Source organism: Campylobacter avium LMG 24591, assembly GCF_002238335.1.
Taxonomy (GTDB): domain Bacteria; phylum Campylobacterota; class Campylobacteria; order Campylobacterales; family Campylobacteraceae; genus Campylobacter_D; species Campylobacter_D avium.
On the sequence record NZ_CP022347.1, the window covers coordinates 1,024,886 to 1,046,546 of the forward strand.

The 21,661-nt window shown below is 34.3% G+C and carries 25 protein-coding genes; 12 read left to right on the forward strand and 13 right to left on the reverse strand.

Annotated features, from left to right (window positions below):
* Positions 1–91: 91 nt before the first annotated feature.
* From CAV_RS05200 to CAV_RS05210, 3 genes are all read right to left on the reverse strand, one after another.
* A complete protein-coding gene (locus CAV_RS05200) occupies positions 92–802 on the reverse strand; it encodes a M24 family metallopeptidase (RefSeq protein WP_245807383.1) in 711 nt (236 codons plus the stop codon).
* Between the two features lie 110 nt (positions 803–912).
* Positions 913–1,329, reverse strand: a complete 417-nt coding sequence (locus CAV_RS05205; RefSeq protein ID WP_094325439.1) for a hypothetical protein — start codon at positions 1,327–1,329, stop codon at positions 913–915.
* A gap of 4 nt (positions 1,330–1,333) precedes the next feature.
* Positions 1,334–1,933, reverse strand: coding sequence for a DUF4879 domain-containing protein (locus CAV_RS05210; RefSeq protein ID WP_094325440.1), 600 nt, complete (start codon positions 1,931–1,933; stop codon positions 1,334–1,336).
* 191 nt (positions 1,934–2,124) lie between these two features.
* On the opposite strand from CAV_RS05210, the gene CAV_RS05215 reads away from it, so the two are divergent.
* Positions 2,125–2,346 (forward strand): hypothetical protein, encoded by a 222-nt coding sequence (locus CAV_RS05215; RefSeq protein WP_094325441.1) that lies wholly within the window; start codon positions 2,125–2,127, stop codon positions 2,344–2,346.
* Between the two features lie 89 nt (positions 2,347–2,435).
* Here CAV_RS05215 and CAV_RS05220 read toward each other — a convergent pair whose 3' ends face one another.
* From CAV_RS05220 to hypB, 8 genes are read right to left on the reverse strand one after another with little or no spacing between them, the layout of a single operon-like run.
* Entirely contained in the window at positions 2,436–4,220 is a 1,785-nt protein-coding gene (locus CAV_RS05220; protein WP_094325442.1) for an aminopeptidase P family protein, read from the reverse strand.
* A gap of 10 nt (positions 4,221–4,230) precedes the next feature.
* The gene (locus tag CAV_RS09085; protein ID WP_245807384.1) at positions 4,231–4,857 is read right to left on the reverse strand and encodes an oligopeptide:H+ symporter; all 627 of its coding nucleotides are present in this window, start codon (positions 4,855–4,857) and stop codon (positions 4,231–4,233) included.
* Entirely contained in the window at positions 4,740–5,756 is a 1,017-nt protein-coding gene (locus tag CAV_RS05225) for a peptide MFS transporter (protein ID WP_245807385.1), read from the reverse strand. Before CAV_RS05225 ends, CAV_RS09085 begins: the two co-directional genes overlap by 118 nt.
* 13 nt (positions 5,757–5,769) lie before the next feature.
* Positions 5,770–6,111: a hydrogenase maturation nickel metallochaperone HypA/HybF gene (locus CAV_RS05230; protein WP_094325444.1), complete on the reverse strand. Its 342-nt coding sequence runs from the start codon at positions 6,109–6,111 to the stop codon at positions 5,770–5,772.
* Positions 6,111–7,085, reverse strand: a complete 975-nt coding sequence (gene hypE, locus CAV_RS05235) for a hydrogenase expression/formation protein HypE (protein WP_094325445.1) — start codon at positions 7,083–7,085, stop codon at positions 6,111–6,113. Before hypE ends, CAV_RS05230 begins: the two co-directional genes overlap by 1 nt.
* Positions 7,086–8,174 (reverse strand): hydrogenase formation protein HypD, encoded by a 1,089-nt coding sequence (gene hypD / locus CAV_RS05240; RefSeq protein ID WP_094325446.1) that lies wholly within the window; start codon positions 8,172–8,174, stop codon positions 7,086–7,088.
* Positions 8,158–8,439 (reverse strand): HypC/HybG/HupF family hydrogenase formation chaperone, encoded by a 282-nt coding sequence (locus CAV_RS05245; protein ID WP_094325447.1) that lies wholly within the window; start codon positions 8,437–8,439, stop codon positions 8,158–8,160. Before CAV_RS05245 ends, hypD begins: the two co-directional genes overlap by 17 nt.
* A complete protein-coding gene (gene hypB / locus CAV_RS05250) occupies positions 8,417–9,124 on the reverse strand; it encodes a hydrogenase nickel incorporation protein HypB (RefSeq protein ID WP_094325448.1) in 708 nt (235 codons plus the stop codon). Before hypB ends, CAV_RS05245 begins: the two co-directional genes overlap by 23 nt.
* Positions 9,125–9,366: 242 nt before the next feature.
* Between hypB and CAV_RS05255 the strand changes: the two genes are divergently transcribed.
* From CAV_RS05255 to CAV_RS05305, 11 genes are read left to right on the forward strand one after another with little or no spacing between them, the layout of a single operon-like run.
* Positions 9,367–10,146 carry a MetQ/NlpA family ABC transporter substrate-binding protein gene (locus CAV_RS05255; RefSeq protein ID WP_094325449.1) on the forward strand — a complete coding sequence of 260 codons (780 nt, stop codon included), beginning with the start codon at positions 9,367–9,369 and terminating at the stop codon, positions 10,144–10,146.
* 11 nt (positions 10,147–10,157) lie between these two features.
* Complete coding sequence (locus tag CAV_RS05260; RefSeq protein ID WP_094325450.1) at positions 10,158–10,922, forward strand: MetQ/NlpA family ABC transporter substrate-binding protein; 765 nt, start codon at positions 10,158–10,160, stop codon at positions 10,920–10,922.
* Between the two features lie 9 nt (positions 10,923–10,931).
* Positions 10,932–11,693: a MetQ/NlpA family ABC transporter substrate-binding protein gene (locus CAV_RS05265; RefSeq protein WP_094325451.1), complete on the forward strand. Its 762-nt coding sequence runs from the start codon at positions 10,932–10,934 to the stop codon at positions 11,691–11,693.
* A 3-nt stretch (positions 11,694–11,696) separates the two neighbouring features.
* The gene (flgA, locus tag CAV_RS05270; RefSeq protein ID WP_094325452.1) at positions 11,697–12,359 is read left to right on the forward strand and encodes a flagellar basal body P-ring formation chaperone FlgA; all 663 of its coding nucleotides are present in this window, start codon (positions 11,697–11,699) and stop codon (positions 12,357–12,359) included.
* Positions 12,356–12,931 (forward strand): UbiX family flavin prenyltransferase, encoded by a 576-nt coding sequence (locus CAV_RS05275; RefSeq protein ID WP_094325453.1) that lies wholly within the window; start codon positions 12,356–12,358, stop codon positions 12,929–12,931. The genes flgA and CAV_RS05275 overlap by 4 nt, the downstream gene beginning before the upstream one ends.
* 34 nt (positions 12,932–12,965) lie before the next feature.
* On the forward strand, positions 12,966–13,448 hold the full coding sequence (gene coaD, locus CAV_RS05280) for a pantetheine-phosphate adenylyltransferase (RefSeq protein WP_094325454.1): 483 nt from the start codon (positions 12,966–12,968) through the stop codon (positions 13,446–13,448).
* Positions 13,439–14,023, forward strand: a complete 585-nt coding sequence (gene tmk, locus CAV_RS05285; RefSeq protein ID WP_094325455.1) for a dTMP kinase — start codon at positions 13,439–13,441, stop codon at positions 14,021–14,023. Before coaD ends, tmk begins: the two co-directional genes overlap by 10 nt.
* Positions 14,016–15,245, forward strand: a complete 1,230-nt coding sequence (gene hisS, locus CAV_RS05290; RefSeq protein ID WP_094325456.1) for a histidine--tRNA ligase — start codon at positions 14,016–14,018, stop codon at positions 15,243–15,245. The genes tmk and hisS overlap by 8 nt, the downstream gene beginning before the upstream one ends.
* The gene (gene speA, locus CAV_RS05295; protein ID WP_094325457.1) at positions 15,242–17,077 is read left to right on the forward strand and encodes a biosynthetic arginine decarboxylase; all 1,836 of its coding nucleotides are present in this window, start codon (positions 15,242–15,244) and stop codon (positions 17,075–17,077) included. The genes hisS and speA overlap by 4 nt, the downstream gene beginning before the upstream one ends.
* Complete coding sequence (cysE, locus tag CAV_RS05300) at positions 17,074–17,697, forward strand: serine O-acetyltransferase (protein ID WP_094325458.1); 624 nt, start codon at positions 17,074–17,076, stop codon at positions 17,695–17,697. The genes speA and cysE overlap by 4 nt, the downstream gene beginning before the upstream one ends.
* A gap of 9 nt (positions 17,698–17,706) precedes the next feature.
* Positions 17,707–18,885, forward strand: coding sequence for a pyridoxal phosphate-dependent aminotransferase (locus CAV_RS05305; protein WP_094325459.1), 1,179 nt, complete (start codon positions 17,707–17,709; stop codon positions 18,883–18,885).
* Positions 18,886–18,934: 49 nt separating this feature from the next.
* On the opposite strand, the gene CAV_RS05310 is transcribed toward CAV_RS05305, so the two are convergent.
* Together CAV_RS05310 and purB are read right to left on the reverse strand one after the other, a co-directional pair.
* Positions 18,935–20,275 (reverse strand): MmgE/PrpD family protein, encoded by a 1,341-nt coding sequence (locus tag CAV_RS05310; protein WP_094325460.1) that lies wholly within the window; start codon positions 20,273–20,275, stop codon positions 18,935–18,937.
* An 8-nt stretch (positions 20,276–20,283) separates the two neighbouring features.
* Entirely contained in the window at positions 20,284–21,651 is a 1,368-nt protein-coding gene (purB, locus tag CAV_RS05315; protein WP_094325461.1) for an adenylosuccinate lyase, read from the reverse strand.
* Between the last annotated feature and the right edge of the window lie 10 nt (positions 21,652–21,661).

Sequence of the window (21,661 nt, forward strand, 5' to 3'; positions counted from 1 at the left end):
AAGAATTTGGCTCTTAGTCAAATTCCAGCCTTAAAAAGAAAGCTTACTCAAAAAACAAGCTTTCTTTTCAAAGACAAAGTTAGTATCAAGCTTACAAAGCAGAGGTTTTAGCCTCAAGCCACTTTTTTTCTCTTGTATTAAGATAGGGAGCTATCTTTTTAAAGACTAGATTATGATAAGCATTAAGCCACTTAAGCTCCTTTTCATCTAAAAGGCTTTTATCTATGAGCTTTTTTTCAAAGGGACAAAGAGTTAAGGTTTTAAAATGATAAAATTCTCCAAATTCGCTATCTTTTAAGGAAGGCTTCTCATCTATATAAACTAAATTTTCAAGCCTAATGCCCCATTTTCCCTCTCTGTAAATTCCCGGTTCTATGGAGTTTAAAACACCGATTTTAGCCTTATTATCCTCATTGATCTTTGTATAGTATGAAAGCACTATAGGAGCTTCATGCACATTTAAAAAATACCCTACTCCGTGTCCTGTGCCGTGCTTATACTCAAAGCCTTCTTCCCACATCTTAGCCCTTGCTATGCTATCTATTAGTGCTAAATTCACATCCTTTGGAAAAGAAGCCTCACTCATTGCTATTAAAGATTTTAAAACCGTTGTATAGTCTTTTTTATGCTCTTTGCTTATCTTGCCTAGTGCTAAAACCCTTGTTATATCTGTGGTGCCGTTTTGATACTGTGCTCCTGAATCAATTAGTAAAAGTCCGTCTGCTTTGATATATGAAAAGCTATCTTTTTTTGCGCGGTAGTGAGGCAGGGCTGCGTTTTCGTTACAGCTTGCTGGGGACAAAGTATATAATATGCTATAATTCTTTTCCCTTTTTTGTTTTTGTGTTTAATAAAACAATTAAGCAAAGGATCTACTACACTCATCACACACAAACATAAGAGATAAATAGATTAAACCTTTATTTCTTGCAACAAATCTTTTAAGTAATCAATCGTTTGTTGTTTTCTATCTCGAAAGCTCAATTTTCCTATATGGTATCCTTCTTGAATGGTAAAAGGCTCTTTGATTATAGAAATTTGTTCTTCTAGCATTTGTGCCTTTAAGTATTTTGGAGCATTTTCAAAATATTCTTGTCTTTTTCTTGTATCCCAATAACTTATATTTTTACTATGATTTTCTCTAGCATTAGCTACTATCATGGAGGCTGAAAGAAAAGTATTAACTGCTAATCTTTGTTCTTCAGTATAATTCTTAGCCTCCATATCTGAGTTAATTTTATTTCTAAAATCCTCATAATCACTTATACTTAGCTTATTGGCAGAATTAATCTTATGCAGATTAAAATAGGTGTTATTTGTAATTTTCATATAACTACCTAATCTGGATACTTGTGCTCATTGAATTGCCAGGAGGATTAATAGATTGAGAAGTAAATTCAAACTGTCCACTTTTATTAGCAGGTTTAGAAATATCCCAAATATCTAGCCAACCATCAACAACACTATCACCAGTTAAATCTACTCCAACTGAGCTTAATTGCACCGCTTCATTACCTGCAAACTTAGCTCTATCATATTGAAGACCACCATAACCTGTTACACCAGTTGAAACTTGAAAAAGTTCGCCTCCATGATCCTTGTCAGTTATTGATTTTCCAAAAACATACTCATATCCTCCTTTAGTAGAAACAACTTCTAATATTTGGACTTCTGTTACCGGAGGAGCTGAAGCTCTTGTTGCTTTATTGTTTTTGTTAGCTTTATAAGCTCTTTTCATAGCTTCTAAGGATTTATCAAATTTTCCATTAAGATAATCTTGTTTGTTTGGAGAATTTGGCTCTAAAAAAATATTAATACCGTTACGAGTAATTTTCTCTTTTCCCTCCATTGAGGCATTATCATAAGCAAAAACAACACTACAATTTAAAAAGCCAACAACGGCAACAACATTAACTAAATATTTGATCGTCATTTTTTCTCCTTAATTTTTTTCTTTCATAACGCATAGTATATCACAAAAGCTGTGTTTATATCCAACAAACTGATACCAAATTATTATATCTAAAAAACAATAAAATTCAACTTTAAAATAAAGAAAAATATGAGAATAATGAAAATTTCATATTTTTCAAAAGACACTGTGTAATAAAAAATCAAAAACCTATGTTTTATGATACAAATAAAGCTGTCTTAAAACTTGATATAGAGGGAGCTAGATTTGAAATTTCAGATAAGCTTTTAGATGAAAAGCTTTTTAAAAAGATTGATTTTATCTTTGCTGAAACTCACGAAAGATTCTTTGATAATCCTAAGCAAAAGATAAATACTCTAAAAGAAAAGCTAGAAAAAGCAGGGGCGAAAAATATCTTTTTAGACTGGGCTTAAGAATTTGGCTCTTAGTCAAATTCCAGCCTTAAAAAGAAAGCTTACTCAAAAAACAAGCTTTCTTTTCAAAGACAAAGTTAGTATCAAGCTTACAAAGCAGAGGTTTTAGCCTCAAGCCACTTTTTTTCTCTTGTATTAAGATAGGGAGCTATCTTTTTAAAGACTAGATTATGATAAGCATTAAGCCACTTAAGCTCCTTTTCATCTAAAAGGCTTTTATCTATGAGCTTTTTTTCAAAGGGACAAAGAGTTAAGGTTTTAAAATGATAAAATTCTCCAAATTCGCTATCTTTTAAGGAAGGCTTCTCATCTATATAAACTAAATTTTCAAGCCTAATGCCCCATTTTCCCTCTCTGTAAATTCCCGGTTCTATGGAGTTTAAAACACCGATTTTAGCCTTATTATCCTCATTGATCTTTGTATAGTATGAAAGCACTATAGGAGCTTCATGCACATTTAAAAAATACCCTACTCCGTGTCCTGTGCCGTGCTTATACTCAAAGCCTTCTTCCCACATCTTAGCCCTTGCTATGCTATCTATTAGTGCTAAATTTACATCCTTTGGAAAAACTGCCTCGCTCATTGCTATTAAAGATTTTAAAACCGTTGTATAGTCTTTTTTATGCTCTTTGCTTATCTTGCCTAGTGCTAAAACCCTTGTTATATCTGTGGTGCCATTTTGATACTGTGCTCCTGAATCAATTAGTAAAAGTCCGTCTGCTTTGATATATGAAAAGCTATCTTTTTTTGCGCGGTAGTGAGGCAGGGCTGCGTTTTCGTTAAAACCTGCTATGGTAGCAAAGCTATCGCAAAGATAAAGCTCGTTTTTAGCCCTAAATTCTTTTAGTTTCTCATCTATATCAAGCTCACTTAAGACACTCTTCTTTTTTAGCTCCTTTTCAAACCATATAAAAAACTTACAAAGTGCCACGCCGTCATTTAACATAGCATTTTTTAAATTTGAAAGTTCTTTTGAGTTTTTACAAGCTTTTAATCTCGTGCTAGGATTTGCATCTTGTATAAGCTTGTTTTTTGCCTTTTTAAAAAGTCTTGCTATGAAAAAAGTGCTTTTGTTAGGGTCAATTAGGACTTTTAAACCCTTTTTAGAAGCTATAAATGAAAAGCACTCCTCATACTCTTTTATGAAAATTTTATCCCTTTGCAGCCTTTGCCTTGTCTTAATATCAAGCTTTTTGCTATCCACAAACAAAAAGGCTTCATTTTCATCTATGTATAAAAAGGATAAAAACACGGGATTATAATTCACATCAAGCCCTCTTAAATTCGTTATATAAGCTATATCATCAAGACTTGAGATAAAGTGTGCATTTGCCTTTTTTTCTTTTAAAATTCCCCTTATCTTTTTTAGCTTTTCTTCTCTGCTTTCGCCCACAAATGAAGCCCTTTGCTCAAAAATTTTCTCACTTGGTAAGCTAGGCTTATCAAGCCAAAGCTCAGTTACTAAATTTACATCTTTTAACCTAGCCTTTTTCTTTTTTAAAATTCCTTTAAGTAACTTAGCTAAGGACACAGAAAGCTTTTTATAATCTACTCCAACTAGCATAGAATTTTTTATCTTTTCTCTTAAAACTTGCGTAAAATCAGAACTTACTACAGGCTGTATAAAGCTTCCCTCAAGCTCTTTTTTCATTTGAAGCTCATAGCGACCATCGCTTACTAAAAAGGCTTCTTTTGCAAAGATTAAAAGCGTTCCAGCCGAGCCTTTAAAGCCGCTTATAAATTCTCTTTCTAAAAAGCACTTAGCCGGATACTCGCTTAAGTGTATATCAAAGGAGGGAACTATAAAAAGGTCAATGGAGTTTTTTTTCATAAGATCTTGTATTTTCTTAACTCTTTGGGCGTAAATACTCATCTTTTATCCTTTAAATTTTATCTGTTTTTAAAAGCATATAAATTGGCTTTTTGATAAGCAAAACAACAAGGGCTACTATAAAAAGCATTATAACGCAGTCCATAAATATATCCGGAAGATTTTTGATATTTTCTAAATTAACACCACCGCCTATTAGCCCAGCTACTAAATTTCCTAAGGATATGCTTACGAAAAATAATCCCATAACTTGATTTTGCAAAATTTTAGGAGCTATCTTTGTCATCACAGACATACCAACAGGGCTTAAGCAAAGCTCTCCTACAGTTAGGCAAAAAAAAGAAGCAACCATCCACAAGGAAGAAACCTTAGCAAAATTTCCGCTTGAATCCTCACTTGCTGTTACATAAGAGGCTGCAAAATACATTATCAAAAAGGAAAGTCCCGCAAAAACAAGACCTAGTATAAATTTAGACATAGAATCAGGATCTTTTTTCTTGTTTGCTAAAAAAAGCCACAAAAAGCTTAAAAGAGGTGCTATGATAAGTATAAAAAGTGAATTTAAAGACTGAAACCAAGCCGCTGGAATTTCAAAACCAAAAACACTTCTATCCATAAAGTCTTTTGCGAAAAGATTATAAGTTGTTGGTTGTTGCTCAAAAACAGACCAAAAAAGCAAGAAGCCACAAAAAGCACGACAAAAGGAATTAAGCTTTTTTTCTCATCTAAGCTTATGCTTGGTAAAAAAAGCAAAAAGATGAAATAAGCTAAAGAAGCAAGGGCTATGATGATGGTCATATAAGTAGCTATTAAGACTGGATTAAGACTTATAATACCTATAGCACAAAGAGCTGTAACAATGGCTACTATGAGGATAAAGCCTATAAATAAGTATTTTACAAAGCCTTTTTTTTGCACAGGTTCTTTCCAAGAGCCATTTAAGCCGACCTCTTTTTCAAAGTCCTCAAAGGCAGGTATGGTTTTAAAATAAAACACCGCTAAGGCTATTAACATACCAAGTCCGCCTATGCCAAGTCCTATGTGATAGCCATATTTATCAGAAAAAAAGCCACAAATTATAGGAGCTATCAAAGCACCTATGTTTATACCCATATAAAAAAGAGTAAAACCAGCGTCCCTTCTAGTATCCTCTTTTTTATAAAGCATACCAACCATAACAGAAGAACAAGGCTTAAAAAAGCCAGTGCCAATCACTATAAGCACAAGCCCTATATAAAACATAAAGCTGTAAAAATAAGAAAATGCTATGCTTAAATGCCCCAAAGCCACAACAACAGCTCCCATAAAAACTGCTCTTTTTTGACCTAGATAATTATCAGCTATGTAGCCTCCGGGCAAGGTAGCAAGATATAAAGCACCCGCAAACACTCCAACAACAGCACTTGCATACTCTCTGCTAAGTCCAAGCCCTCCATCAAGCACGGAAGCAGTCATAAAAAAAACTAACAAGGCTCTAATGCCATAGTAAGAAAATCTTTCCCAAATTTCTAAGCTAAAAAGTGAGCTTAAGGGCTTTGGATGCCCTAAAAATGCCCTGTCTAAATTTGAATTTTTCATTATCATCCTTTCTTTAGCTCATACAAAGTCTCATTAAGTAAAGTTCCTCTCCGTCTATTACCTTTAAATTTTTGCCCTTGCAAAGAGGGCAGAAAAATACATTTTTTTCTAAAATGCCTTCAAAACCGCACTCACAAGAGATACTTAACTCGGCTATCTCAACGAAAAGCTTAGCATTTTCGCAAAAGGAGGAAGTTTTCTTAAAGGTTTCAAAAGTATTTACAAACAAATCCACCTCAACCCCGCTTAAGCGACCTATCTTTACATAAAGCTCATCAACTTTTTTAGCCTTATTTTTTCTAGCCTCTTGTTCGCATTGATTTAGCAAAGCCTCAACTATGGATAACTCGTGCATTAGCAAATCCTTGGCAAAAGCTCGCCCTTTGGAACCTCTAGGTATCTTTTTGCCCCGTAAGCATTTTGCACTATTACCCTAGCTTCCTTGCTTGGCAAAATTTCTCCTATAATATTTGCATTTTCATTAAATTTTTTAAGTATCTCTAAGGCCTTTTGCTCATCTTTTTTTTCTATACAAAGCAAAAATCTACCCTCGTTTGCAAGTTCATAAGGCTCATAGCCAAAAAGCTCACAAAGTCCTGCTACCTCATCTTTTATGGCTATATTTTCTTCTTTTATTAGTATATCAAAGCCACTTTGTAAGCTCCATTCATTAAGCACAGCACTAAGCCCTCCTCTTGTGGCATCCCTCATACAAACAATGCCTAAATTTGCTTCTAAAAGTGCAAAAACCTCATCTTTTAAACACTTACAATCACTCTTAACATCAGCTTCAAGCTCATTTCTTTGCACCAAAACAGCAGCTCCGTGCCTACCCACATCGCCTGAAAGCACTACACTAAGTCCTGCTTTTATGTTTTTTGTTTCTAGTTTTTTGATGTTTTTACCAAGCACACTTGTATTTATATAAAGCTCATCAGCCTTGCCCTTTGGCACTACCTTTGTATCGCCACAAACTACTTTTACACCGGCATTTTTAGCCTCTGTGTTTATACTTTGTAAAATTTTTTCTAATTTAGCAAAAGAAAAACCCTCTTCTATTATAAAGGCTAAACTCATATACAAAGGCTTTGCACCTACCATTAAGACATCATTTACAGAGCCACACACACAAAGCTTTCCTATATTTACATTATCATCCAAAAAAAGAGGACTTAAAGTAAAGCTATCTGTGCTAAAAGCTAGATCATCAAGCAAGGCAGCATCATTTGCCTGTCTTAAAACTTCATTATCAAGACTTGAAAAAATTTTGCCTATAAGCTCAGACATTTCCTCGCCTCCGCCCCCGTGGGCTAGTTGAATTTCTTTCATTTACATAGCCTTTGAGTATTTATAATAAGCCGCACAAGCACCCTCGCCTGAAACCATACAGCTTCCTATAGGACTTTTAGGGGTGCAAGCCTTGCCAAAAACCTTGCATTCATAAGGCTTTGCAAGTCCTCTTAAAATTTGACCGCAGATACAGGCTTTGCTTTCTTTCTTGCTTTCAACCTCACAATCAAAGAGCTTGCTTGCGTCATATTGTGAAAACTCAGCCCTTAATTCTAAGCCAGAATCCTTTATAAGTCCAAGCCCTCTAAATTCAAAATCACAAGGCGTAAAATACTTCTTAACCAAAGCCTGAGCCTTTGTGTTGCCAAGTTCGCTTACGGCTCTTTTGTATTGATTAAAAACCTCAAATTTTCCTTCATTTATTTGTAAGATTATATTTAAAACAGATTCCATTATATCAACAGGTTCAAAACCGCTAACAGCTATGGGCGTTTTATATCTCTTAGCTATATCCTCATAAATTTTATATCCCGTTATAACGCTTACGTGAGAGGGTCCTAAAAAGGCGTTTATCTTTACATTTTCATCTTGCATTATGCTATGCACGGCATTTGGCACTGTTATGTGATTTATATGAAAAAAAACATTTTTAAGATCTTCTTTTATAACATTTTCAAGCAAAAGTGCTGACATAGGAGTGGTTGTTTCAAAGCCAAGTGCGAAAAAGATTATCTTTTTATCTAAATTTTCTTTAGCTATATTTAAGACATCAAGAGGAGAGTAAAGCGCTCTTACATCAGCTCCTTTTGCACGAAGTTCAAGCAAGGATATACTGCTTCCCGGAACCCTTAGCAAGTCTCCTAAGGTGCAAAAAATAACATCTTCGTTTGAGGCAAGTTTTATGGCGGTGTCTATTCTTTCTCTTGGCATAACACAAACAGGACAGCCCGGTCCGTGTATGAAATTTATCTCTTTTGGTAAAATACTAGGTAAAGCATATTTCATAATACTATGAGTATGCCCTCCGCAAATTTCCATTATATTTATTGGTTTTTTTACATTTTTTTCTATGAGTTTTTTAAAGGCTAGAATGGTATCTTTTGAGCGAAAATCATCTATAAAATTCATTAAGTCCTAAATTCCCTTCATTTTCATCTATCTCGCCATTTTGCATTTTAAAGGCTATTTCTTCATACATCTTTATGCTTTCTTTGGCATATTCTTTATCTATCTTTTCCATAGCCACGCCAACATGAATTAGTACAAAATCACCCACCGTACAAGCTTCTGGCACAAGATCTAAATTTACCCTTCTTTTTACTCCAAGCGTTTGCACTAAGGCATTATTATGCTCATCTATTTCTAAAATTTCAGATGGTATTGAGAGGCACATTTTTAACTTCCTTTCTTAAAAAATCAAGCCATTCATTTAAATTTGTTCCATTTTTTGCATCAAGTTTTATCACTTTTACATTAGGATTTAAGTCCTTACAGCCCTTAATAGCCTCATCAAAATTAAAGTCAAAATGAGGTGCTAAATCAGCTTTTGAAATGACAACCACATCAGCCTTTCTAAACATCACAGGGTATTTTTGAGGCTTATCGCTACCCTCAGTAACAGATAATAAAACCACATTTATATGCTCTCCTAAAGCATAAGAAGCTGGACAAACTAAATTTCCAACATTTTCTATAAAAAGTAAGTTAGTTTGCTTTAAATCTATATGCTTAAGTGCTTTTTCAACCATAAAGGCATCTAGATGGCAGGTCTGTCCTGTGGTGATTTGATAAGCCTTTGCACCAGCTTTTATAACTCTGTTTGCGTCATTATTTGTCTCTAAATCGCCCTCTATAACGGCTATTTTTATTTCTTCTTTTAAAGCCTTTATAGTGCTTTCTAAAAGCGTTGTTTTGCCACTTCCTGCTGAAGACATTAAATTTATGCACAGTATGGAGTTTTCATTAAATGTTTTTTGATTATGCCTTGCTTCTTCTATGTTTTTATAAAGTATTTGTTTTTTTACTAAAACTTCTTTTTTTTCCTCATTTTGTTCAAAACAAGTGTGCTCTTTACACATAAAATTTCCTTATTTTAATTTGAATTATGGATTGTATAAAAATTCAATACATTTTGTCAAAAAAAATTGTGAAAAATAATAATTTACTTTTATGCACAGTATAAAAATGTGAGAAAATTTTACTCACAGAAGCTAAAATCACGAAAGACAAAGCACTAGCAACAAGTGTTTATCTTTTGTTAAAACAATCTTAATTTTATTTAGATAGAATTAGCACTAATTTTAAATTTTAAGGAGAGTGCATGAAAATTCGTGCTTTGCTTTTATCGTTTCTTATAGCCTTAGGTGCAAACGCTGCTGAAAATGAAATTATAGTTGGTGCTACGCCGGTTCCTCACGCTGAAATTTTAAATTTCATAAAACCTACTTTGGAAAAACAAGGATACAAACTAGTTGTTAAGGAATTTAATGACTATGTTCAGCCAAATTTAGCAACAGATAGCAAGGAACTTGACGCTAATTTCTTTCAACATATACCTTACCTAGATGAATTTAACAATGTTAGAAAAACAAAGCTTGTAAATGCCGGTGCTGTTCATATAGAGCCTATGGCGGTGTATTCTAAAAAATACAAAAATATAAAAGATGTAAAAGCTGGTGCAACAGTAGCTGTTCCAAATGACCCAACAAATGAAAGCAGAGCCTTAGATATAATAGCCAATGCAGGTCTTGTAAGCTTTAAAAATGTGCCTTTAAAAACTCCTGTTGATATAGTGAAAAATCCTCTTAAACTTAAATTCAAAGAATTAAAAGCAGCCCAGGTGCCTAGGGCTTTAGATGAAGTGGATTTAGCTATCATAAACTCAAACTACGCCTTGGGTGCAAACCTAAATCCTAGCAAAGATTCCATCTTTATAGAAAGCAAAAATAGCCCTTATGTCAATATAGTCGTAGTTAAACAGGGAAATGAAAATAGCGCAAAAACAAAAGCACTTGTAAAGGCCTTGCAAAGTGATGAAGTTAGAAAATTCATAGATGAGAAATACAAGGGCTCAGTAATACACATAAACGCATTAAAATAAGGAAATTGTAGATGAAAAAACTTGCTTTTTTGTTTTTATTTTTTAGTCTTGCTTTATATGCTAAAACCATAAGCATAGCGATAACGCCTGTTCCTTACGGCGATATTATGAAATTTAGCGCGCCTATGTTTAAAGAAAGAGGTTATGAACTTAAGGTGATAGAATTTACTGATTATTCTATACCAAATAAAATACTTTTAGACAAGCAAGTTGATGCAAATTTGTTTCAACACAAGCCATATTTAGACGAATTTAATAGGGCTAATAAATCAAATCTTGCCACGCTTGCAAGCATAGCAATCTTTCCTATGGCTGTATATTCTCAAAAAATCAAAGACCTAAAAGATGTTAAAGAAGGCTTTACCGTAGCTATACCAAACGACCCTACAAATGAAAGCAGAGCCTTAGAGCTTTTAGAAAGCGCAAAGTTAATAGAACTTGACAAGAAAATCAAGCTCAAAACACCACTAAACATAGTGAAAAATCCTTTTAAGCTTAAATTTAAAGAGCTAAAAGCAGCCCAGGTGCCTCGTGCCTTGGATGATGTTGATATAGCCGTGATTAATACTGACTATGCGCTTGATTTTGGACTAAATCCTAAAAAAGATTCGATTTATTTAGAAGACCCAAATAGTCCTTACGCAAATTTCGTTGTGGTAAGAGCTGAGGATATAAACAGCGAAAAATCAAAGGTGATAAAAGAAATTTTAAACAGCCCGCAGGTAAAAGATTTTATCTTAAAAAATTATTCTGATTCAACAATACCAACCTTTTAAGGATAAAAGATGAAAAAAATTTTTGCCTTTTTGCTCTTTTTAAATTTCTTGCTTGCAAGCGATAAAAGCATTATCATAGGCTCCACCCCTACTCCTTATGGCGAAATTTTGGCCTTTAGCAAAAGTTTATTTGAGGCAAAAGGCTACAAGCTAGAGCATAAGGAATTTTCAGATTATGTAACCCCAAATTTAGCTCTAGATAGCAAGGAATTAGATGCGAATTTGTATCAACACAAGCCTTTTTTAGATGATTTTAACCACAACAAAGGCACAAAGCTAGAAAACATAGGCACAGTTATACTCATACCTATGGCTATATACTCAAAAAATATAAAAAATCTTAAAGATTTAAAAGATGGCTCTGTTGTGTCCTTGCCAAACGACCCAACAAATGAAAGCAGAGCTCTAGAACTGCTTGAAAAAGCCTCTCTTATAAAGGTAAAAAACAAACCTTTAAAAACAGCTCTTGACATAGTAGAAAACAAGAAAAATCTAAAATTTAAGCCCCTAAAAGCAGCCCAGCTTCCAAGATCTCTTGATGATGTAGATATAGCTGTCATACCTGCAAACTACGCCTTAGGAGCTTCCTTAAAGCCTTATAAAGACGGACTTTTTGTTGAAAATGACAAAAACTACGCCATAGTTATAGCTGTGAGAAAAGAGGATTTAAGCTCAGAAAAAACAAAGGTGATAAAAGAGGTTTTACAAAGCAAAGAGATGAAAGAGTATATAAAAAAGACTTTTTCTGATTCTTTGATACCTATCTTTTAAGCTATGTTTAGGCTATTTTTCGCACTTGCATTTTTTGTTGTTTTTGCAAGTGCTGCAAATTTAGAAGAAATCAAACTAGCCCTTGTAAAAGAATATAAAAACAACTTCCCACAACTCATCATAAAAAATATCACTCTAAAAACAAACTCTCTCCCAAAGGACTTTAACTCCTTGAAATTCATAAGGCTTGCAAATGCTCGTTTTAACAAGGCAAATGGCTATGTGAAGGCTGAATTTTTTGATTCTCAAAATATAAAAAGGTCTGTTTTTTTTAGATATTTCATAAAGGCTAGCTTGCAGGTTTTAAGGGCGAATAAAGATATAAATAGAGGCGAAAACTTGGTTGCAACTGATTATAATTTAGTTCTTATGGATTTTGATAGAGTTCCTTTAGGAGCCTTATCAAGCACAGATGATTTAAACATAGTCTCAAAAACTGTGATAAAAAAGAATGCTATTTTGAAAAAAAATATGTTTAAAGAAATTGATTTGATTAAACGAAATGACAATATTATGGGAATTTTAAAGGATTTAGGGGTAAATATGATGGTTGAGCTAAAGGCTATTGAGGGTGGAAAAATAGGAGAAAAAATAAGGCTTAAAAATAAAGAAGGCAAGGTGGTTGAGGGTTTAATCATAGACAAAAATACGGTGCAAATTCAATGAAAATTTTAGTTTTAATCAGCGGAGCAAGTGGGGTCGAACTTGGCTTTTATCTTTTAAAGGCTTTAGAAAATATAAGTGATGTAAAAACTTACTGTGTGCTTAGTGATAGTGCTTTAAAAAGCTTTTGTGCTGAAAATAAAACCGATGAAAATCCAATAGATTTTTTCACAAAAAAATTAAAGCTTGCAAAAACTGAATTTTTTAATAATAACAACCTAGCAGCACCAATTTCTAGCGGTTCTTTTGGCATTGATAAAACAATCATAGCTCCTTGTTCCATCAACACCTTAGCGCAAATTTACTCAGGTTTTGCAGATACCCTGATAAGCAGGGCAGCAGCAGTGGCCTTAAAAGAAAGAAAAAGCCTAATTATAGCACTTAGAGAAATGCCGCTTTCAAGCATTGTTTTAAAACAAGCTTATAAGCTAAGTAAGCAAGGAGTTATCATAGCTCCACCGATTTATGCTAATTATTCTAAAAACGAAAATTTGCAGGATTTAATAAATTTTTTCGTTGGAAAATGGCTTTCTTTAATGGACATAGAGCATAATTTATATAAAAAATGGGAATAAAATGCTAAAATAAACAATTTTTTATGGAGTTTTAATGACTTGTTTATATCCTGGCACCTTTGATCCTATCACTAACGGGCATTTAGATGTGATAAAAAGGGCTTTAAAAATTTTTGATGAAGTGGTTATAGCAGTAGCAAAAAGCGAGCACAAAAGGCCTTGCTTTGACATAGAAACTAGAAAAAATTTGGTGGCTCTTGCAACCTCTAGCTTGGAAGATAAAAATATAAGAATAATAAGCTTTGACAATCTCTTGGTTGATTTAGCAAAAGAGCTTAAAATCAATACCATTATAAGAGGCTTAAGGGCAATTAGCGACTTTGAGTATGAGCTACAAATTGGCTACGCAAATAATGCCTTATGGAATGAATTTGAAACTGTTTATTTAATGCCAAATTTAAAAAATGCTTTCATATCAAGTTCTATAGTGCGTTCTATAAGTGCTCACGGAGGCGATGTGAGCACTTTGGTTCCTAAAGAAATTTTGCCATTTTTAAGGGATAAAAAATGTATGTAGTGCTTGAGGGCGTGGACTGTGTGGGCAAAAGCACTCAAATAAAGCTTTTAAAAGACTATTTTAAGGACGCACTTTTTACATTTGAACCGGGCAATACAAAACTTGGCAAAGAGCTAAGAAAACTACTTTTAAACAGCGATTTTGATATATGCAAAGAGGCTGAGTGTTTGTTATTTTTGGCCGATAGAGCACAGCATTTTAACGAGCTTATATCTAAAAATAAAGACAAATTAATCATAAGCGATAGAAGCTTAATCTCTGGCATGGCCTATGCTAAAGACTTTGATAAAGAGCTACTGTTTAGACTAAATTCCTTTGCTTTGAGTGATTTTTTCCCTGATAAAATCATCTTTTTAAAAGCCGATGAAAACACCTTAAAAGCTAGGTTAAATTCAAAAAATTTAGATAGCATAGAAAAAAGAGGGCTTGAGTATTTTTTGCAAATTCAAAGAAAGATAGAAGAAAGTATTTTGTTCTTAAAAGAAAAAAAACAAAATATATCTTATATAATACTAGACGCAAAAGATGACAAGCACATAATAAATAAAAAAATAAAGGACTTTATAAATGATTAGTTCGGTAAAAGGAACTCAAGATTTAATAGACAAAAAAGCCACCTTGTATGAAAAAATCATAAAAACCTGCGAGGAAGTGGCCAAAAACTATTCCTTTAGCTTTATAAATTTACCGCATATGGAGCTTAGTGCTTTATTTAAACGAAGCGTTGGGGAAAGCTCTGATATAGTTGGCAAGGAAATGTATGAATTTAAAGACAAATCAGACAGAGAAATTGCACTAAGGCCTGAAGGAACTGCAAGTGCTGTAAGGGCTTATCTAAACGCAAAATTTGATAAGAACAAAGCTGCGAAAAGGTGGTTTTACCACGGCTCAATGTTTAGATACGAAAGGCCTCAAAAAGGCAGGTTTAGGGAATTTCATCAATTCGGCGTAGAAAGCTTTGGCGAAAAGAGCGTTTATGAGGATATTAACTTGATTTTTATCCTGGATGAAATTTTCAAAAAGCTTGGTATAAAATCAACGCTTAAAATAAATTCTTTAGGCTGTGAAGCTTGTATGCCTAAATTTAGAGAAAAATTGATTGAATTTTTAAACGCTCAAAGTGGATTTTGCGAGGACTGCTTAAGACGCAAAGAACTAAACCCCATAAGAGTTTTAGATTGTAAGCAAGAAACTTGTAAAAATTTGCTCATCAAACACCCAAAAATGAGAGACTGTTTGTGTGAAACTTGCAAAACAGACTTTGAGCTTTTGCAAAAAGTTTTAAAGGATAATGAAGTTAAATTTGAAGTGGATGATAGGCTTGTTAGAGGACTTGATTATTACAGCAAAACGGCCTTTGAATTTGAAAATGATAGCATAGGTGCAAAAGCAGCTATTGCTGGTGGCGGAAGGTATGATAGGTTGCTGCAAGATTTAGGCTCTAAAGGTGGATATGGGGTTGGCTTTGCTATAGGCATTGAAAGAATTATGGACATTTTAGAGCAAAACGAGGCAAAAACGGACGATGAAAATCTTATATATTTTTGCATTTTAAATGAAGAGCTCTTGCAAGATAGCATAAGCTTGGTGAAAAAACTAAGGCAAAACAAAAAAGTTTTTATGAATTATGAGGCTAAAAAGCTTTCAAAGCATTTAGAATTAGCTGACAACATGAATGCTTGTGTATTTTTGTGCATGGGTGATGATGAATTTAAAGAGGGAAAGATTTTTTATAAGAATTTAAAGAGTAAAATAGATAAAAAAATACTCATAAATGACTTGGAGAATTTTTTATGAACAACTACGGCTTAGATATTTGGGCTAATGATAATTTTATAATAAAAAATGGCAAAATTTGCGTAAATGCAAACAAAAAGCCAGCTATAATTGACATGGTAAAAGAACTAAGAGCTGACGGATATAAGGGTCCCTTGCTGCTTCGCTTTCCACATCTAATACAAAAGCAAATAGAAAAAATTTACGAAAGCTTTGCCAAGGCTAAAAAGGAATTTAACTACAAGGGCAAATTTAACGCTGTATATCCGCTAAAGGTAAATCAATACCCAGGTTTTGTTAAAAATCTCGTAAAGCTTGGAAAGGCTTATAACTACGGGCTTGAAGCAGGTAGCAAGGCTGAATTACTTTTAGCCATGGCTTATAACAACGAAAACGCACCCATAACAGTAAATGGCTTTAAGGATAGAGAGTTAATTAACATAGGCTTCATAGCTAGGGAAATGGGGCATAATATCACCTTGACCATAGAGGGCTTAAACGAGCTTGAAGCCATAATAGATATAGCAAAGCAAAGGTTTAAACCAAAACCAAATATAGGACTTAGAGTGAGGCTACACTCCGTTGGCTCAGGAATTTGGGCTAAAAGCGGGGGCATAAACTCTAAATTTGGACTTACCTCAACAGAGCTCATAGAAGCAATGTGCCTTTTAAAGAAAAACAAGCTTTTAGACCAATTCACAATGATACATTTTCACATAGGCTCTCAAATCACTGAAATTCAGCCTCTAAAAAAAGCCTTAAACGAAGCTGGAAACATCTACACAGAACTTAGAAAAATGGGGGCTAAAAATTTAAGAGCTATAAATTTAGGCGGAGGGCTTGCTGTTGAGTATTCTCAGTTTAAAAACGAAAAAAAGCGAAACTATACCTTAAGCGAATATGCAAACGATGTTTTATTTATACTGAAAAATATAGCCGAGCAAAAAAAAGACCTAGAACCAGATGTTTTCATAGAAAGCGGTCGCTTTGTGGCTGCAAATCACGCGGTTTTAGTAGCTCCGGTTTTAGAGCTTTTCTCACAAGAATATACAGAGGAAAAGCTTAATTTAAAGGATAAAAATCCAAAGCTAATCGATGAATTATACGATCTTTACAAAAGCATAAAACCCATGAATGCACTTGAGTATCTGCACGATAGCCTAGACTGCATGGAGAGTATTTTAACACTTTTTGACCTTGGCTATGTTGATTTGCATGACAGGTCTAATGCTGAAATTTTAGTACATCTAATAGCTAAAAAGGCTATTTTAATACTTGGCAAAGAAGAATACTCAGCCGATTTGCTAGCCTTGCAAGAGGAAGTTCAAGAAAGGTATTTGGTAAATTTTTCTATCTTTCAGTCAATGCCAGATTTTTGGGGCTTAGCACAAAATTTCCCTATAGTTCCGCTTCACAAGCTAGATGAGGAGCCAACTAGAAGTGCTAGTATATGGGATATAACCTGTGATAGTGACGGGGAAATTTCATACTCAAAAGATAATCCTTTATTCTTACACGATGTTGATGTTGAAAAAGAAAACTACTTTTTAGGCTTTTTCTTAGTTGGTGCTTATCAGGAGGTGTTGGGAATGCGACATAATCTTTTCATCCACCCAACAGAAGCTACAATTAAATTAAACGATAAGGGCTATGAAATAAAAAGCATAATAGAAGCGCAGTCTATACTTGACACGCTTGAGGATTTAGATTATGATATACACAGCATAAAAGACATTTTAAACGAAAGAATTGCAAATTCAAAGTTAGTAAATGAAAGTCAGAAAAAACAAATCCTAGGGGAACTGTATTTGTTTTTAAATGATAATGGTTATTTAAGAAGTGTGGATATATGAATATTTTTAAGCTTATAAAAGAAGATTTGTCTCAACCAAAGTTGCAAGACCCGGCCTTTAGCTCTTATATAGAATTATTTTTTAATTATCCGGGCGTGTGGAGCGTGGTGAATTACCGCTTTGCGCATTTTTTTTATGAAAAAAATTTCAAAAGATTAGCAAGGATAATTAGCGGCATATCAACCTTTTTAACCAAGGTAGACCTTCACCCAGGCGCTAAACTTGGAAGGAGAATTTTTATAGATCATGCTTTAGGAGTTGTTATAGGGCAAACTTGTATCATAGAAGATGATGTTATCATATATCAAGGAGTGACGCTTGGCTCAACAAACGCTAACACAAAATCCAAAAGACACCCAACCATAAAAAAAGGTGTGATAATAGGCTCGGGTGCGAAAATTTTAGGTAATATTACGGTAGGAGAAAATGCAAAAATAGGGTCTAATGCAGTAGTTGTAAAAGATGTTCCAGCAAACTCAACAGCTATTGGAATTCCATCACACATCATCAAAACAAAGAACGAAAGGGCAAATTTCGAAAGCTTGTGTGATGATAAGGTAAGTATGCTAGAACAAAAATTACAAGAATTAGAAAGAAAAATCAACGATATTCAAAAATAAGGATAAAAAATGTTACTAAGCAAACGTTCTCAAGTTTTAGAGGAGTCGCTAACAATAGCTATCACAACGATAGCAAAAAACTTAAAAGCACAAGGCGAGGATATACTTAGCTTTTCGGCTGGTGAGCCTGACTTTGATACACCTAAAAAGGTAAAAGAAGCGGCAATAAAGGCTATAGAACAAGGCTGTGCAGCTTATACAAATGTAGAGGGAAATTTGGATGTATTGCAAGCCATACAGACGAAATTTAAAAGGGATAATGATTTAGATTATGATACAAGCGAGATTATAACCAATGTTGGAGCCAAGCAGTCTTTGTTTAACTGCATACAATGCTTGCTAGAAGAAGGCGATGAGGCTATCATACCTGCTCCTTGCTGGGTTAGTTATCCTGAAATGGTGAAATTTGCCGGTGCAAAACCTGTTTTGGTGCAAACCAAGGAAGAAAATTCATTTAAGCTAAAAGCTGATGAGCTTAAAAAGGCCATTACAAGCAAGAGCAAAATGCTTATACTTAACTACCCGTCAAATCCCGTTGGGGCTGTGTATTCTAAAGATGAGCTAAAGGAATTAGCCGCTGTTCTAGAAGGAAGCGATATAGTTGTTTTAAGCGATGAGATGTATGAAAAACTACAGTATGACAATGAAGATTTTTTTTCTTTCGCTAAGGCAAGTGATGACGCCTTAAAAAGAACTGTTACTATAAATGGACTTTCTAAGTGTGCTGCTATGCCGGGTTGGCGTTTTGGCTATATGGCTTGCAAGGACAAAGAACTTATAAAGGCTCTTAAAAAGCTTCAATCTCAAAGCACTTCAAACATATGCTCTATAGTGCAAAAGGCTGCTATTCCTGTCTTGCTTGGTGAGGTGGATGAGGATATAGAAATGATGAGGAATGAGTTTGAAAAAAGACGAAACAAAGCTTATGAGATGATAAATTCTATAGAGGGCTTAAAGATTAGCAATACCCCGAAGGGAGCTTTTTATCTTTTTATTAATATTCAAGATGTAGAAAAGGACTCTATGCTTTTTTGCAAAAGATTGCTAGAGGAGCAAAAAGTAGCCTTGGTGCCGGGTCTTGGCTTTGGCATGGATGGTTTTGTGAGATTTTCTTACGCTACAAGCATGGATAACATCGTAAAAGGTATACAAAGAATACAAGAATTTGTGAAAAATTACAAAGCTTAAACAAAGCATTGTTTAAGCTTTTATCATAACTGATATTTTTACATCTTTTTTAGATGGTAAAAGTCTTTAAATTTTCTAAGTTTTTAATCTGAGTTATTATATTTAAAGCCTTTTCCTCGCTAATGCTAAGCTTAGCATTATATAAGAATTTTGCTTTTAACTCCTCAAAACTCAAAGGATTGTCAAAATTTCCCTTATTTATAAAGACATCTTTTTTTATAATTTTACCATCCTTTAAAAGAGCTTCTAAATGTCCGGGAAAATACTTTGGAAAGCCACTTGAGACTCTTTTTTCATAAGAAATTTTCTTAGCAAAGCTTAAAACATCTTCTCTGTTTAAATTTTCTAAGGATTTAAGAGATAAAAAGCCATCTTTAAAGGCTAAGGCAAATAAAAAAGGCATAGAAAATTTAGCCTCATAAGCACTTTTTGGCTCGTATTTTTTTTCAAGTGGGTCGCAAATAAAGCTTATTGGCACCTCATCTACAAAGCATTTTATACTACTTATATCCTCATCCTTAAGCCCGTCTTTTCTAAGCTCTAAGGCACAGTCTATAAGCCCGTGTGCAAAATGACAAGTTGGGTATGGCTTTATGGATACTTGCATTACGGCATAGCTTTTGCCAAGCTCTTTTACAAGGACATCTTTATCGCAATCTTGTTCTATACCAAAGGCACGAAAAAAATTATCCCTACCCTCAAACACGCTCAAAGGACCGCTAAGCTTTGCCTTAGCAAGTTTTGCTATGAAAATTCCATTTCTAATGGCATTTGCTATATGCAAAAGCTTTGAATTTGAACCATTTGACAAAAACTCATTTATGCCTGCAGAAAATGAAGCTGCTATGCCAAGTGCATTTATAAGCTCTTCTTCGTTTAAATCAAGAAGTATTGCAGAAGCTACAGTGGCTGCATAAGTTCCGCACAAGGCTGTAGTGTGAAAGCCTCTTTTATGAAAGCTTCCCTTAGAGGCTACGCCTAGCCTAGCACCTATCTCCCAGCCCAAAACAAAGGCTCTTAGAATTTTATCCCCATCAGCACCAATGCTAAAGCCCCAAGTAAGACAAAGTGGCGTGAGTATGGCACTAGCGTGTAAGATAGCCTCTGTATGAGTATCATCATAATCAAGAGCGTGAGCAGCAAAGCCATTTAACATAGCAGCATATTGTGCTTCTATGCTTTCATCGCTAAACCAAATTTTAGCCTCCTTTGCCTCCTTACAAGACATAGCCTTAAAAGCCTCAAAAGCTCTTAAAACGCTTTGTTCCTTAGAGGCAGCTAGGGCTGTTCCTATGCTATCTAACATCAATTCTTTTGCTCTGTTTTTTACCTCAGCTGGTATTTCTTTTGTATCTAAGATAAAGGAGGCTAAGTGTTGGCTGTAAAACATCTCTTTTCCTAATTTAAAATTTTTGCTGAGGATATTTTTTCTAAAAACTCATCAACAAGTTTTGGTGCATAACCCACATAAGTACTAGCGTCCATTAACTCATCAAGTGCCTTTTCATCTAAAATTTTACTAACTCTTTCATCTTCTAGTAAAACTTCTTTAAAGCTTAAATTTTTCTCCATGCCACGCATAGCATTTTCATAAACTATCTCGTGTGCGTGTTGCTTACCGTAAGTATCGCTTAGGGCAAACATAATTCTTTCAGCTAAGACAAAGCCTTTTAAGGTGTTTAAATTCCTTTTCATTTGCTCTTTTTTAACATCTAAATCAGCCAAAACAAAGGCCATATTTTCAAGCACTACAGAAAGCATTAAAAACATTTCAGGTAAAAGTTTCCACTCCATCTTCCAAACCTGTCCATCTCTTTCGTGCTCGTGTCTTTCTATATCGCTTAAGATAGCTAAATTTGATTTAAAGGTATTGCTTACTGTTACGGCATTTTCGCTTAGGGCTGGATTTCTTTTGTGTGGCATAGTTGAGCTTCCAACTTGACCCTTGCCAAAAGGCTCTGCTAACTCGTCTATTTCATTATGTGCTAGGAGTAAAATTTGATGAGCTATTTTGTTAAAGGTGGCATTTATGTTTCCTAAAACAAAGCCAAGTTCTATAAATCTATCCCTTGCTGGTTGCCAAGAAATATCTGGCACACAAAGACCCAAGCTTTCAAGAGTAAGCTTTTCAACCTCATTGCATTTATCACTTAAACTTGCCTTAGTGCCAACAGCTCCTACTATAGAACCTACATAAAGCCTTTTTTCTAGCTCTTCTATTCTGTCGTAATGTCTTGCAAGCTCGCTAAGCCAAATGGCTACCTTGTGTCCAAAGGTTATAGGCAAGGCTTGTAAGGCAAGGGTTCTTCCCATCATAGCCGTGTTTTTATGCTCACTGGCTATATTTTTTAGGGATTTAGCTATATCTTTTAGCTTTTCTTTTATAAGTTTTAAACCCTCTTTAAACTGCAAAACAAGTCCTGTATCTATGATGTCTTGGGTTGTAACTCCAAAATGCACAAATTCTCCAAAGCCATTTTCACAAGCCTTTTCAAGCCCTCTAACAGTAGGCACTAAAGGATGTTTTGTCTTTTTAAACTCAGTAAAGATAAAATCCATATCCATAAATTTATAAAAGGCTTTTTTAGCTATCTCATCAGCTGCTTCTTTAGGTATGATGCCTAAAGAAGCTTGAGCTTTAGCCAAAGCAGCTTCTACATCTAGCCATTTTTGAATTCTATTTTCCTCGCTAAAAACATCACGCATAGCCTTTGTGCTCCAAGAATCTTGTAAAATTCTCATATCAAAAACGCTAACTCCTGTCATAAATCCTCCT

Coding starts and splice junctions, on each gene's coding strand:
- CAV_RS05205 (WP_094325439.1), bottom strand. CDS start 1,329: ATGAAAATTACAAATAACACCTATTTTAATCTGCATAAGATTAATTCT.
- CAV_RS05210 (WP_094325440.1), bottom strand. CDS start 1,933: ATGACGATCAAATATTTAGTTAATGTTGTTGCCGTTGTTGGCTTTTTA.
- CAV_RS05215 (WP_094325441.1), top strand. CDS start 2,125: ATGTTTTATGATACAAATAAAGCTGTCTTAAAACTTGATATAGAGGGA.
- CAV_RS05220 (WP_094325442.1), bottom strand. CDS start 4,220: ATGAGTATTTACGCCCAAAGAGTTAAGAAAATACAAGATCTTATGAAA.
- CAV_RS05225 (WP_245807385.1), bottom strand. CDS start 5,756: ATGAAAAATTCAAATTTAGACAGGGCATTTTTAGGGCATCCAAAGCCC.
- CAV_RS05230 (WP_094325444.1), bottom strand. CDS start 6,111: ATGCACGAGTTATCCATAGTTGAGGCTTTGCTAAATCAATGCGAACAA.
- hypE (WP_094325445.1), bottom strand. CDS start 7,085: ATGAAAGAAATTCAACTAGCCCACGGGGGCGGAGGCGAGGAAATGTCT.
- hypD (WP_094325446.1), bottom strand. CDS start 8,174: ATGAATTTTATAGATGATTTTCGCTCAAAAGATACCATTCTAGCCTTT.
- CAV_RS05245 (WP_094325447.1), bottom strand. CDS start 8,439: ATGTGCCTCTCAATACCATCTGAAATTTTAGAAATAGATGAGCATAAT.
- hypB (WP_094325448.1), bottom strand. CDS start 9,124: ATGTGTAAAGAGCACACTTGTTTTGAACAAAATGAGGAAAAAAAAGAA.
- CAV_RS05255 (WP_094325449.1), top strand. CDS start 9,367: ATGAAAATTCGTGCTTTGCTTTTATCGTTTCTTATAGCCTTAGGTGCA.
- CAV_RS05260 (WP_094325450.1), top strand. CDS start 10,158: ATGAAAAAACTTGCTTTTTTGTTTTTATTTTTTAGTCTTGCTTTATAT.
- CAV_RS05265 (WP_094325451.1), top strand. CDS start 10,932: ATGAAAAAAATTTTTGCCTTTTTGCTCTTTTTAAATTTCTTGCTTGCA.
- flgA (WP_094325452.1), top strand. CDS start 11,697: ATGTTTAGGCTATTTTTCGCACTTGCATTTTTTGTTGTTTTTGCAAGT.
- CAV_RS05275 (WP_094325453.1), top strand. CDS start 12,356: ATGAAAATTTTAGTTTTAATCAGCGGAGCAAGTGGGGTCGAACTTGGC.
- coaD (WP_094325454.1), top strand. CDS start 12,966: ATGACTTGTTTATATCCTGGCACCTTTGATCCTATCACTAACGGGCAT.
- tmk (WP_094325455.1), top strand. CDS start 13,439: ATGTATGTAGTGCTTGAGGGCGTGGACTGTGTGGGCAAAAGCACTCAA.
- hisS (WP_094325456.1), top strand. CDS start 14,016: ATGATTAGTTCGGTAAAAGGAACTCAAGATTTAATAGACAAAAAAGCC.
- speA (WP_094325457.1), top strand. CDS start 15,242: ATGAACAACTACGGCTTAGATATTTGGGCTAATGATAATTTTATAATA.
- cysE (WP_094325458.1), top strand. CDS start 17,074: ATGAATATTTTTAAGCTTATAAAAGAAGATTTGTCTCAACCAAAGTTG.
- CAV_RS05305 (WP_094325459.1), top strand. CDS start 17,707: ATGTTACTAAGCAAACGTTCTCAAGTTTTAGAGGAGTCGCTAACAATA.
- CAV_RS05310 (WP_094325460.1), bottom strand. CDS start 20,275: ATGTTTTACAGCCAACACTTAGCCTCCTTTATCTTAGATACAAAAGAA.
- purB (WP_094325461.1), bottom strand. CDS start 21,651: ATGACAGGAGTTAGCGTTTTTGATATGAGAATTTTACAAGATTCTTGG.